Annotated in this window: 10 protein-coding genes and 1 pseudogene; 1 reads left to right on the forward strand and 10 read right to left on the reverse strand. The window is 65.1% G+C overall.

What is annotated here, in order from left to right; all coding sequences use genetic code 11:
- Positions 1-13 precede the first annotated feature (13 nt).
- The gene (locus WKW79_RS35190) at positions 14-643 is read left to right on the forward strand and encodes a flavin reductase family protein (RefSeq protein WP_340339895.1); all 630 of its coding nucleotides are present in this window, start codon (positions 14-16) and stop codon (positions 641-643) included.
- A 513-nt stretch (positions 644-1,156) separates the two neighbouring features.
- On the opposite strand, the gene WKW79_RS35195 is transcribed toward WKW79_RS35190, so the two are convergent.
- The 10 genes and pseudogenes from WKW79_RS35195 to lpdA all read right to left on the reverse strand — a co-directional run bounded on the left by WKW79_RS35195 (position 1,157) and on the right by lpdA (position 12,877).
- Positions 1,157-1,546, reverse strand: a complete 390-nt coding sequence (locus WKW79_RS35195) for a response regulator transcription factor (protein ID WP_340339876.1) — start codon at positions 1,544-1,546, stop codon at positions 1,157-1,159.
- A gap of 33 nt (positions 1,547-1,579) precedes the next feature.
- Positions 1,580-1,950 (reverse strand): annotated as a pseudogene (locus tag WKW79_RS35200) (sigma 54-interacting transcriptional regulator); the annotation flags it as partial.
- A gap of 342 nt (positions 1,951-2,292) precedes the next feature.
- Complete coding sequence (gene phbB / locus WKW79_RS35205) at positions 2,293-3,042, reverse strand: acetoacetyl-CoA reductase (protein ID WP_340339877.1); 750 nt, start codon at positions 3,040-3,042, stop codon at positions 2,293-2,295.
- Positions 3,043-3,074: 32 nt separating this feature from the next.
- The gene (locus tag WKW79_RS35210; protein ID WP_340339878.1) at positions 3,075-4,259 is read right to left on the reverse strand and encodes an acetyl-CoA C-acetyltransferase; all 1,185 of its coding nucleotides are present in this window, start codon (positions 4,257-4,259) and stop codon (positions 3,075-3,077) included.
- 37 nt (positions 4,260-4,296) lie between these two features.
- Positions 4,297-5,631 (reverse strand): NAD(P)/FAD-dependent oxidoreductase, encoded by a 1,335-nt coding sequence (locus tag WKW79_RS35215; RefSeq protein WP_340339879.1) that lies wholly within the window; start codon positions 5,629-5,631, stop codon positions 4,297-4,299.
- Between the two features lie 34 nt (positions 5,632-5,665).
- On the reverse strand, positions 5,666-7,048 hold the full coding sequence (locus WKW79_RS35220) for a dicarboxylate/amino acid:cation symporter (RefSeq protein WP_340339880.1): 1,383 nt from the start codon (positions 7,046-7,048) through the stop codon (positions 5,666-5,668).
- Positions 7,032-7,976, reverse strand: coding sequence for a lipoyl synthase (lipA, locus tag WKW79_RS35225; RefSeq protein ID WP_340339881.1), 945 nt, complete (start codon positions 7,974-7,976; stop codon positions 7,032-7,034). The genes WKW79_RS35220 and lipA overlap by 17 nt, the downstream gene beginning before the upstream one ends.
- A 13-nt stretch (positions 7,977-7,989) precedes the next feature.
- Entirely contained in the window at positions 7,990-10,272 is a 2,283-nt protein-coding gene (locus WKW79_RS35230) for an NADP-dependent malic enzyme (protein ID WP_340339882.1), read from the reverse strand.
- Positions 10,273-10,291: 19 nt separating this feature from the next.
- Complete coding sequence (locus WKW79_RS35235) at positions 10,292-11,083, reverse strand: alpha/beta fold hydrolase (protein ID WP_340339883.1); 792 nt, start codon at positions 11,081-11,083, stop codon at positions 10,292-10,294.
- Between the two features lie 9 nt (positions 11,084-11,092).
- A complete protein-coding gene (lpdA, locus tag WKW79_RS35240; RefSeq protein ID WP_340339884.1) occupies positions 11,093-12,877 on the reverse strand; it encodes a dihydrolipoyl dehydrogenase in 1,785 nt (594 codons plus the stop codon).
- Positions 12,878-12,886: the final 9 nt, after the last annotated feature.

Here is a 12,886-nt window from a genome sequence, read left to right on the forward strand (position 1 = left end):
TGAGGCGCAAGCCATGAACATCGACTTTTCCGCCATCACCGAACACCAGCGCTACAAGCTCATGGCCAGCCTCATCGTGCCCAGGCCGATCGCGCTGGTCACGACGCTGGGCCCCGACGGCGTCGTCAACGCCGCGCCCTTCAGCATGTTCAACATGCTGGGCGAGGAACCGCCCATCGTGATGATCAGCATCAACCGATTGCAGGACGGCGCGCTCAAGGACACGGCCGTCAACATCGTCCGGACCGGCGAATTCGTCGTCCACCTGGCCGACGAGGACATCGCCGAACAGATGCACCGCTGCGGCGAGCGCCATCCGCCGGACGTGAGCGAACTCGATGTCGTCGGCTTCACGGTGCTGCCGAGCCTCGCGGTGAAGCCGCCGCGCATCGCCGAGGCGCCAGTCGCCTTCGAATGCACGCTGTGGGAAACGCTGGAAACCGACAGCCGGCAGATCTTCATCGGCCAGGTGCGCTGGCTGCACGCACGCGACGAGCTCATAGACACCGACGCCTGGCGCGTGCGCCTGCAGCACTACTTTCCGGTGGCCCGCTTCGGCGCGAGCTTCTATGTGAAGACGCGCGAGCGCTATTCGCTCGCCGCGCAGGGCGAGGTTCGCACTACGGCCATCGACGAGATGTAGGTTGCGTTACCGAGCAGATAAAAGTACTGGACGACCGCATCAAGCGCACCAAGGGCTGGATCGAGTCGTTCATGAAGCGATCGACGCCGTGCAACAGGATCGCAGTTGTCGGCGGCGTTGGGCCTCACGGCGACCGCAGCGGTCGCGGCAGTTGCGGCAACGTCTGCCGATTGCGGCGTCGAGTCGCTGTTTTTTGCCAGATGAGGGTCGGATTCCTGTAGCCAGGGTGATATCGGCGTCTGTGGATGTATGGACCTCGCGCCTTTTGCAAGCTCTTTTCGTTGACTTCAAACGGTCTGCATGCATGTATACGTACATGGACGCCCCCGGGTTTGCCAAGTCCTCTTCTCGACGGCTCAAAGGAAAGATTGCATCCGTACATTCGGACTTCTGCGGACTCCGCAGCCACTGTCCCTGATGGAATCCTTCATCCGTAAGGATCCAGTGTCCGCGAAATCGGGTCAACTTCAAGTCCACCTAATGATTAAACTTATTTACGGGAAGTGGTACTAGTCACCCATACAAGTCCTCAGCCGAGCCGATCGCGCGGCCGATCGCCTCGAGCAGTTCGTCACTCGAGAACGGCTTGCGCAGCAGATTCCTCACGCCGGCCGCGAGCGCGGTGCGCTCGAGCGCATCATCGTCAGATCCCGTGATGAACACCACCGGCACCTGCAGGTTCGCGGCGCGGATGCGCGACTGCACCTCGAACCCCGACAAGCTTGACATGTGCAGATCCACGATGGCGCATTGCGGCATATGGGCCCTGAGCGAGGCCAGGAACTCCCCACCGGTCGCGTATTCACGGAGGCGGTACTCGGCCAGCCGTAACAGCCGCCCGAGCATTACGCGCAGGGGCGGTCCATCGTCCACTACCGCGATGAAGGATTCGGGACTCCTCATGCACGAACCCTACGGCAGTGTGATCTCGAATGGGACTGCACTTTGGTTCAGTCGGTATGCAATTAGACGGCAGCGGCTTCCATCCCCCGTCCGCGCGGGCTGCTTTTTGTCGCAGAGCTCTCTGAAGTCCTCCTTGCTCGCGGCAACCAACCGGCAATCGAATGAAATGGCCTTGTTCGAGCCGATGCGGACCCCGGAGCGCTCTTGCAGGGTCCGCAGCAGATTGATCTGCACTGCCATCGGCATGCTCTCGATCTCGTCAAGGAACACCGTGCCACCGTGGGCATCTCGAACTTTCCGGCTCGCACCCGATTGGCGCCGGCAAAGGCCCCGAGTTCGTGGCCAAAGAGTTCGCTCTCCGCCAGCGACTCGGGTAGTCCGCCGCAGTTGAGCGGCACAAAGTGCTGTCGGTAGGCGTCATCTGCAGCAAGGGCGGCAAGTTAGTCGAAGCGGGCCAGGTCGGCACCCAACCGGCTCGCGAGCTTGTCCGGCCGGTGCCCGGCCGCTTCGCGATCGCGCGCCAAGCCGGCCGCTGCATGGCGACTTGGTGCCCGGCGAAGGCGGAGATCGCCACCAATGCAAGCGCGCCGCAGCAGCGCCACAGGCTGTGCCTATGCCTGTAATTGCTGGAGGTTGTATCGAGGCGCTGCATTGGCTCCATCGTGGTCATCGGGCCGTTATTGCGCAAGCGCCTCATGTGCGCATCGGTGGCAGCTCGCAAGGGCGACGCGCAAGGAAGCGAACGCTCATTGCATGTGCTGGCCGCCGTTGATGGCGATGTTGGCACCGGTAACGAAGGCCGCCTCTTCCGAGGCGAGGTAGATGATCAGGCCCGCCACCTCCTCTGGCTTGCCGAGTCGGCCCACTGGGATGTGCGGGAGGATCTTGCTGTCGAGCACTTCCTTCGGGATCGCCGTCACCATCTTCGTGCCGATATAGCCCGGCGAGATGGTGTTGACGGTCACGCCCTTCTTCGCCACTTCGAGCGCCAGCGCCTTGGTGAAGCCATGCACGCCGGCCTTGGCCGCCGAGTAGTTGGTCTGGCCGAAGGCGCCCTTGGAGCCATTGACCGACGACACGTTGATAATGCGGCCCCACCCGCGATCGACCATGCCGTCCGCCACCTGCTTGCTCATGTTGAACAGGCTGTCGAGGTTGGTGCGCAGCACCGCGTCCCAGTTGATGCGGTCCATTTTCTTGAAGGTCATGTCGCGCGTGATACCGGCGTTGTTGACCAGCACTTCGACCGGACCCAGTTTCTGCGTGACCTGGGCCACCGCGCTGGCGCACGAGTCGTACTCCGTCACGTCGCACGGCACGGCCAAGATCTCGTAGCCGCGGGATCCCATCTGCGCGACCCAATCGGCGTGTGTCTTGTTGCCGGGTGAATAGGTCACTGCGAGCTTGTAGCCCGCATCCACCATCTTGGTCGAAATCGTTTCGCCGAGGCCGCCCATGCCGCCGGTGACCAGGACCACTTTTCCTTGTTGACTCATTCCATTGCTCCTTCGTCTGTTAAAAAAACCGCTTAGGCCCGTTCGACGGCCAGTGCCACGCCCATCCCGCCGCCGATGCACAGCGAGGCTAGACCCTTGTTGGCGCCGCGCCGGCGCATCTCGTGCAGCAAGGTCACCAGCACACGGCAACCCGACGCCCCGATAGGGTGGCCAATGGCGATGGCGCCACCGTTCACATTGATCTTGCTGGTATCCCATTCCATTTCGCGGTTAACCGCACAGGCCTGCGCCGCGAAGGCCTCGTTGATCTCCATCAGGTCCAGGTCCTGCGCCTTCCATCCGGCCTTCTGCAAGCACAGCCGCGAGGCCGGCACCGGGCCCATGCCCATGAGCGAGGGGTCGAGCCCCGCGCTCGCATAGGCGCGGATCACGGCCAGCGGCTGCAGGCCCAGCGCGGCTGCCCGCGACGCCGACATTACCAGCACCGCAGCCGCGCCATCGTTCAGGCCGGAGGCATTGCCGGCCGTGACCGAGCCTGCCTTGTCGAAGGCGGGTCGCAGGCCGGCCAGCCCGTCGGCGTGGGTCTTGCGGTTCAGAAATTCATCGGCTGCAAAGACGATCGGATCGCCCTTCTTCTGCGCAATGCTGAAGGGCAGGATTTCGTCGTTGAAGCGGCCCCCATCCTGCGCGGCGGCAGCCTTCTGCTGCGAAGCCAGTGCCAGCGCATCCTGCATTTCACGCGTGATACCGTACTTCTTCGCGACGTTCTCGGCCGTGATGCCCATGTGGTACTGGTTGTAGACGTCCCACAGGCCGTCGACGATCATGGTGTCGACGAGCTTCCAGTCGCCCATGCGCTGACCATTGCGCGAGTTCGGCAGGACATGCGGCGCGGCGCTCATATTTTCCTGGCCACCGGCCACGACGATCTCGGCGTCACCGCACTGCACCGCCTGCGCCGCCAGCATCACGGACTTCAGGCCCGATCCGCAGACCGCATTGATCGTCAAGCCCGGCACGCCGTTCGGCAGCCCAGCCTTGAGCACCGCCTGCCGCGCAGGGTTCTGGCCCGCACCCGCCGCAAGCACCTGTCCCATGATTATTTCGGTCACTGCATCGCCCGGCACGCCGGCCTTGGCGAGCATGCCCTTGATGACGTGGGCGCCGAGTTCCGTTGCAGGCGTGCCGGCCAGCGCGCCGCCGAATTTGCCCACCGCCGTGCGTTGAGCGGCCACGATCACGATATCGTCTGACATGAAAAATCTCCTTGGGGTTGGAAAAAAAAGTGCGGGCTCAGTGCAGCTTGACATGCGGCTCCGTGCGCCGGGTGATGAGCCGAGCGAGCGTGTCGAGCGAGACCTTCACGAACCCATGCAGCGCTAACTCATGCATCTTGTAGAGCGAGACATACATCAGCCGCGCGAAGCGGCCTTCGATCATCAGGCTGCCCCCGACGAGGCCGCCCATCATGTTGCCCACGGTGCTGAATTCGCCCAGCGATACGAGCGAGCCAAAGTCGCGGTAACGATAGGGCTTGAGCGGCTTATCCTGCAGGCGGCGCTTGATCTGCGCGGCCATGTGCGAGGCCTGTTGATGGGCCGCCTGCGCGCGCGGTGGCACGAACCCGCCCTTGCCGCCGTTGGCCTCGGGCCAGGCACACGCGGCGCAGTCGCCCATCGCAAAGATGTCGGCGTCACGCGTGGTCTGCAGCGTCGGCAGCACCACCAGCTGGTTGCTTCGATTCGTCTCCAGTCCCGCGATGTCCTTCATGAAATCGGCCGCCTTCACGCCCGCGGCCCACACCACGAGTTCGGCCGGCAAGTTCCGCCCGTCGGCCAGTCGCACGCCGTCGGGTAGCACCTCTGCCACCTTCGCGGAGGTGTGCACGTCCACGCCCAGTTCGCGCAGGAGCCCTTCGGTCGCTGTCGAGATGCGGATCGGCAGCGCCGGCAGCACGCGCTCGGCGGCCTCGATCACGCTGACCTGGATATCCTTCTCGGCATCCACGCGGTCGAGCCCATAGGCAATGACCTCGCGCGTAGTGCGGTGCAGCTCCGCTGCAAGCTCCACGCCGGTGGCGCCGGCACCGATGATGGCCACGTGCAACTGCTCTGGCCGAAGCGGCGTCGTCTGGGCATGCGCGCGAATGCAGGCGTTCACCATGCGTTGATGAAAGCGCTGCGCGTCCGCCTTCGACTCCAGCCGCAGCGCATGCTCTCGCACGCCCGGCGTTCCGAAGTCGTTGCTGAGGCTACCGATGGCAACCACCAGCGTGTCATAGCCGAAGCTGCGTTCCGGGGTGACCAACCGGCCTTCGTCGTCCAGGTAGGGCGCGACGTGCACCTCGCGCCGCTCGCGGTCGATGCCCGTCAATTCCCCCAGCCGGAAGCGGAAGTGGTGCCAGTGCGCCTGTGCGAGGTAGTCAACCTCATGCGCGCTCATGTCCATGCTGCCCGAGGCGATCTCGTGCAGCTTGGGTTTCCAGACGTGCGTGCGGTTCTTGTCGATCAGCGTGATGGCTGCACGAGCGCGCAAGCCCCGCGCGTCGCCGAGGCGCGTGGCCAGCTCCAGCCCGCCGGCGCCACCGCCCACGATGACAATGCGGTGCTTCGACTCAGAGTTGGGCATGATGATGCTTCGCGTGTTGCTGAGCTTGCGCGGGTCAACGCGACACGCCCGCGGGCATGTGCGCTTCGGTCGCGTCGAGCACCATCTCGGGCTCGTCCGCCTCGGCCGCCGTTTCCTGGTTGAGCAGCCTTGTCATGCGATCGCTGTCGAGGTCCCCGGTCCACTTGGCGACGACCAGCGTGGCCACGCCGTTGCCGATCAGGTTGGTCAGCGCGCGCGCCTCGGACATGAAGCGGTCGATGCCCAGGATCAGCGCGAGGCCGGCCACCGGCACATGGCCCACGGCGGACAGCGTCGCGGCCAGCACAATGAAGCCGCTGCCGGTGACGCCCGCGGCGCCCTTGGAAGTCAGCAGCAGCACGGCCAGCAGCGTGAGCTGCTGGGTCCATGTCATGTCGGTGTTGGTAGCTTGGGCGATGAACACCGCCGCCATCGTCAGGTAGATCGAGGTGCCGTCGAGGTTGAAGGAATAGCCCGTGGGAACGACCAGGCCGACGACCGACTTGCGCGCGCCCAGGTTCTCCAGCTTTGCCATCATGCGTGGCAACACCGATTCGGAAGACGAGGTGCCCAGCACGATCAGCAGTTCTTCCTTGATGTAGCGGATGAACTTCCAGAGCGCGAAGCCGTGGAACCTGGCAATGGCCCCGAGCACGACGAAGATGAACAGCAGGCAGGTGGCATAGAAGGTCGCCATGAGCTGGCCGAGTTGCAGCAGCGAGCCCACGCCGTACTTGCCGATGGTGAAGGCCATCGCGCCGAAGGCACCGATGGGCGCCACCTTCATGATGTAGCCCACGATGCTGAACAGCACGTGCGAGCCCTTCTCGATCACGTCGAAGATCAGCGTGCCACGGCCGCCGAACTTGTGCAGCGCAAAGCCGAACATCACGGCAATCAGCAGCACCTGCAGGATCTCGCCTTTGGCAAAGGCATCGACCACGGTGTTGGGGATGACGTTGAGCAGGAAGTCGGTGGTGCTCTGCATCTTGCCCGGGCCGGTGTAGGCCGCGATGCCCTTGGTGTCGAGCTGGCTCACATCCACGTTCATGCCGGAACCCGGCCGCACGATGTTGATGATGATGAGGCCCACCACCAGCGCGACGGAACTCACGATCTCGAAGTACAGCAGCGCCAGCCCGCCGGTCTTGCCGACCTTCTTCATGTCTTCCATGCCGGCGATGCCGACCACTACGGTGCAGAAGATGATCGGGGCGATGATCATCTTGATGAGCTTGATGAAGCCGTCGCCGAGCGGCTTCATGGCCGCGCCGGTCTCGGGCCAGAAATGCCCGAGCAGCACGCCGATGACGATCGCCGTGATGACCTGGAAGTACAGGGATTTGTAGAGGGGGGGCTTGGATGCGGGTGAGTGGTTCACGAGGGTCTCCTGGAAAATTTCAGACGCCTGCCGCATGGGCCTGCTGATCGGCGTGGTAGCTCGATCGCACCAGCGCTGCGCAAGCGGCGTGGGCAAAGCCCATAGCATGCGCCTGTCGCGCCAGCGCGTCGAACTGCGCGGGCGCGACGTAGCGCTTGACCGGCAGGTTGCCGGGGCGCGGCTGGAGGTATTGGCCGACGGTCAGCATGTCGACGCCATGGCGGCGCATGTCGCGCATGACGTCCATCACCTCCTCGTCGGATTCACCCAGGCCCAGCATTACGCCGGACTTGGTCGGCACCTGTGGGCAGCGCTGTCTGAAGGCTTGCAGCAGCCGCAGCGAATGCGCGTAGTCGGCTCCGGGCCGCGCCTGGCGGTAGAGGCGCGGGACGGTTTCAAGGTTGTGGTTCATCACATCCGGCGGCTCGGCAGCCAGGATGTCGAGCGCGACCTCGGCACGGCCACGGAAATCAGGCGTAAGCACTTCGATCCGTGTGCCGGGCGACTGTCGGCGCACCGCGCGGATGCATGCAGCGAAGTGCGCCGCGCCACCGTCGCGCAGATCGTCGCGGTCGACGCTGGTGATCACCACGTACTGCAGGCGCAGGCGCGCCACGGTCTCGGCCAGGTGCTGCGCTTCCTGCGGATCGGGCGGCTGGGGACGCCCGTGGGCCACGTCGCAGAACGGGCAGCGGCGCGTGCAAAGGTCACCCAGCACCATGAAGGTGGCGGTGCCCTTGCTGAAACACTCGCCGATGTTGGGGCACGACGCCTCTTCGCACACGGTGTGCAGGCTGGCCTCGCGCAGCGTTCTCTTCACCTCCCGAAAGCGGTCGCTCTGCGAAACGCGCACGCGGATCCAGTCGGGCTTAGGCAACGCTGTTCCCGCCTCGGCCACGCGGATGGGTATGCGGCGCGTCTTGGCGGCCCCGCGCTGCGGGCCATGGAGCACGGTCTCGTTCATGGATTCGCCCTGCTCACGTGGCGCCGCGGTGCGAATTGGCATCGACCACCGCCAGCGCCGTCATGTTGACGATGCGGCGCACGGTCGACGACGGCGTGAGGATGTGCACCGGCCGATCGGCGCCCAGCAGGATCCCGCCGACCGTGATGCCATTGCCCGCCGCAATGCGCAAAAGGTTGTAGGAGATGTTGGCGGCGTCAACGTTGGGCATGATGAGCACATTGGCCTCGGTGCTCAGCGCAGAGTCCGGGAACTCGTGGTCAAGGATCGACTTGGACAGCGCCGCGTCGCCGCGCATCTCGCCTTCCACCGCGAGTTGCGGATCGCTCGCCTTGATGATCGCCAGCGCCTCGCGCATCTTCACCGCGGAGGCCGCGTCCGAACCGCCGAAGTTGGAGTGCGAAAGCAGCGCCACGCTCGGCGTCACGCCGAAGCGGCGGACCTCTTCGGCCGCGAGCAGCGCGATCTCGGCGATTTGCGCGGCGTCGGGATCGCGATTGACGTGCGTGTCGCAGATGAAGAGTTGCCGGCCGGGCAACATCAGCATCTGCATGGCGGCCAGGGTCTTCGTGCCCGGGCGCAGGCCGATCACGTCGCGCACATGGCGCAGGTGGTCGCCATAGCTGCCCAACGTGCCGCACAGCATCGCATCAGCGCGGCCCTGGCGCACCAGCATGGCTGCGAGCAGCGTACCGCGACTGCGCATTTCGGTCTGCGCCACTGCGCGCGAAACGCCGCAGCGGCGCCTGAGCTGGTAATAGGCTTCGGCCGCATCGCCATGCACCGTGGGATCAAGCAGATCGACCGCCTCGCAATCGGTGCCCAGCACGAGGCGCAGGCCATACTGCGTGATGCCCTCGGCGATCACATCCGGGCGGCCCAGCAGGAGCGGTCGCGCCAGGCCTTCGTCCACCACCACCTGTGCGGCACGCAGCACGCGCTCGTCCTCGCCCTCCGCATAGACCACACGCCGGGGGGACTGCTTTGCCGCCGCGAACAGCGGCTGCATGCTGCTGCCCGACTGGTAGACGAACTGCGACAGGCGCTGGCGGTAGGCCTTCATGTCCTCGATGGGCCGGGTCGCCACGCCGCTGTCGAGCGCGGCCTGCGCCACCGCGGGTGCCACCGCTTCGATCAGGCGTGGATCGAAGGGCTTGGGAATCAGGTAGTCGCGGCCGAAGCGCAGGCCGACCGCACCATAGGCCTGCGCCACCACTTCGGGAATCTCGGCATGCGCCAGGTCCGCAATGGCGCGCACGGCGGCGAGCTTCATCTCCTCGTTAATGGTGGTCGCGCCTACGTCGAGCGCACCGCGGAAGATGAAGGGAAAGCACAGGACGTTGTTGACCTGGTTCGGATAGTCCGAGCGCCCGGTGCCGAGGATGGCGTCGGGGCGCACGGCCAGCGCGTCTTCCGGCAGGATCTCCGGGGTCGGGTTGGCCATGGCGAGAATGATCGGATCGCGCGCCATTGCCGTCACCATCTCGGGCTTCAGCACACCCCCGGCCGAGAGGCCCAGGAAGATGTCGGCGCCGCCGATCACGTCCGCCAGCTTGCGCGCCGGGGTGTCCTGCGCATAGCGGGCCTTGTTCGGGTCCATCTGCTCCTTGCGGCCGGTGTAGACGACGCCCGCGCTGTCGGAGACGAAGATGTTGTTCATCGGCAGGCCCAGGCTCACGATCAGGTCGAGGCAGGCCAATGCTGCCGCGCCGGCGCCCGAGGCGACCAGCTTCACCTCGCCGATGTCCTTCTTCACATGCCGCAACGCATTGAGGATGGCGGCGGCCGCGACGATGGCGGTGCCATGCTGGTCGTCATGAAACACCGGGATCTTCATGCGCTCGCGCAGCTTCTTCTCGATGTAGAAGCACTCGGGCGCCTTGATGTCTTCCAGGTTGATGCCGCCGAAGGTCGGCTCCATGCGCGCAATGGTGTCGATGAGCGCATCGGGGTCGGTCTCGTCGAGCTCGATGTCGAACACGTCGATTCCGGCAAACTTCTTGAAGAGGCAGCCCTTTCCCTCCATCACCGGCTTGCCGGCCAGCGGGCCGATGTTGCCGAGACCCAGCACCGCAGTGCCGTTGGTGATGACGGCCACCAGGTTGGCGCGCGAGGTGAGGTTCATGGCCTCGGCCGGGTCGCGCACGATCTCCATGCAGGCGTCGGCCACGCCGGGCGAATAGGCGAGCGCCAGGTCGCGCTGCGTTGCCATCGGCTTGGTGGGGTTGACCGAGATTTTGCCAGGCGTAGGGTAGCGGTGATAGTCGAGGGCGGCTTCGCGCAGGTTGTCGGACATGGTGTCTCCGTAGGAAAAGTCAATGAGGTGTCGTGCAGGCTTCGCCGAGCCAGCCGCGCAGGTCAGCCAGCAACGCTTCAGGCTGGTCCGCATGTACCCAATGCCCGGCGTCGATGACACCTTTGAACTCGGCATTGGGGAACAGCGCTCGGATACTGGCCCGCGACTCAGGTCGGACGTAGTCGGATTCGGCGCCTGAGATGAACAGCGCCGGACCCTCGTAGCGCGCGCCATGCAGCGACGCGGGGAAACCGCACAGCTCGCGCATGCGCGCCGCCGTGGCCAGGAGGTTCATGCGCCAGTCGAATCGCTCTCTCTGACTTCTGAGGTTGCGCAGCTGGAATTCGACCGATGCACCGCGATTCAGTTGATCGGCGAGGGTGTCTCGAATCCCCCTTCGCGCCCGGGTCGTAGCGAGATCGAGCCCCTGCATGGCCGCCATATAAGCTGAAAACTGGTTCGCATAGAACTCCGGAGCAGTGTCCACCACTGTGATGCCGGCCACGGATTGGGGATGCGCGAGCGCCAGCGCCATCGCGGTCTTGCCACCCATGCTGTGCCCCACCACGAAAGGACGCAGCATATGCTTGTCCTCGATGAACAAGCGCACGTCAAGCGCCATGTCGGGATACGACATGGACGAAGCCCACGGCGAGGCGCCGTGGTTGCGGGCGTCTGGCAAATAGACTCGGTAGTCCGCGGCCAGCAACTGCGCGAAGTGCGTCCAGTTGCGTCCAGCGCTGAACAGGCCGTGCAGGATCACGACTGGGGCCCCCGATCCCAGGGCCTCGAAGGCCATTGCGAGCGGCATGTGGGCTGCCTACTTCTTCTTTACCGGGGGCAGGTCGGTGCAATGCCCTTCAAAGACTTCGGCCGCCATGCCGATGGATTCGCCGAGAGTCGGATGCGGGTGGATGGTCTTGCCGATGTCGGCGGGCTCGCAGCCCATCTCGATGGCCAGGCACACCTCGCTGATCAGGTCGCCCGCATGCGTGCCGACGATGCCGCCGCCGACGACGCGGTGCGTGGCCTCGTCGAACAGCAGCTTGGTGAAGCCTTCGTCGCGCCCGTTGGCAATGGCACGACCCGACGCCGCCCAAGGGAACACGGCCTTGCCAACCTTGACACCCTCGGCCTTGCACTGCTCTTCGGTCTTGCCGGCCCATGCCACCTCGGGGTCGGTGTAGGCCACCGACGGAATCTGTCTGGCATCGAAGAAGGCAGCCTCGCCGTGCGCGACCTCGGCCGCCACATGCGCCTCGTGCACCGCCTTGTGCGCGAGCATGGGCTGACCGACGATGTCACCGATGGCGAAGATGTGAGGCACGTTGGTGCGCATCTGCCTGTCGACGTTGATGAAGCCGCGCTCACTGACGGCTACGCCCGCCCTGTCGGCGCCAATCTTGTTGCCGTTGGGACTGCGGCCCACGGCGACGAGCACGAGGTCATAGAGCTGCGGGTCCTTCGGCGCTTTCTCGCCCTCGAAACTAACCTCGATACCGGCCTTCGTCGCTTTTGCGCCGACTGTCTTCGTCTTCAGCATGACGTTGTCGAAGCGCGACGCGTTGAACTTCTCCCACACCTTGACGAGGTCGCGGTCGGCGCCCTGCATCAGGCCGTCAAGCATCTCCACCACGTCGATGCGCGTGCCCAGCGTCGAGTAGACCGTGGCCATCTCCAGCCCGATGATGCCCCCGCCGATCACCAGCATGCGCTTCGCAACGCCCTTGAGCAGCAGCGCACCGGTGGAGTCGACAACACGCTCGTCCTCGGGCATGAAAGGCAACTTCACGGCCTGCGAGCCCGCTGCGATGATGGCCTTGGCGAACTTCACCACTTTCTTCGCACCGCCCTCGCCCACCACTTCGACGTGGTACGCGTCGAGGAAGCTGCCGACACCGGTGACGACCTCGACCTTGCGCGCCTTCGCCATCCCAGCGAGGCCACCGGTGAGTTTCTTGACGACGCCGTCCTTGAAGGCGCGCAGCGAGTCGATGTTGACTTCGGGCGCGGCGTACTTGATGCCGTGTTTGGCGAGCAGCTTCACCTCGTCCATCACCGCGGCCGTGTGCAGCAATGCCTTCGACGGGATGCAGCCCACGTTGAGGCACACGCCGCCGAGCGTGGCGTAGCGCTCGACCAGCACTGTCCCCATGCCGAGGTCGGCACTGCGGAAGGCGGCCGAATAGCCGCCGGGGCCGGCGCCGAGCACGAGCACCTCGCATTCGATGTCGGCCTTGCCCGCGTAGCTGCCGGCGACCGGAGCGGGTGCGGAGGCGGCGGGTGCGGTGGCAACCGATGCCGCAGCAGCAACCGGCGCTGGCGCAGCGACCGGGGCCGCAACGGGCGCAGCCCCCGCGGTCTCGATCACCAGGATCACCGAGCCCTCGCTGACCTTGTCGCCGAGCGCAATCTTCAACTCTTTCACGGTGCCCGCATGGCTGGACGGAATCTCCATCGAGGCCTTGTCGGACTCCACCATGATCAGGCCGGTATCGACCGCGATGACTTCGCCGGGCTTGACCAGCAGTTCGATGATCGCGACATCCTTGAAGTCGCCGATGTCGGGAACCTTGACTTCCACCGCGTGTGTCGTTGTTGCCATTTGGGAGCT

Origin of the sequence: Variovorax robiniae (assembly GCF_037889955.1) — a bacterium.
GTDB classification, from domain to species: domain Bacteria; phylum Pseudomonadota; class Gammaproteobacteria; order Burkholderiales; family Burkholderiaceae_C; genus Variovorax; species Variovorax robiniae.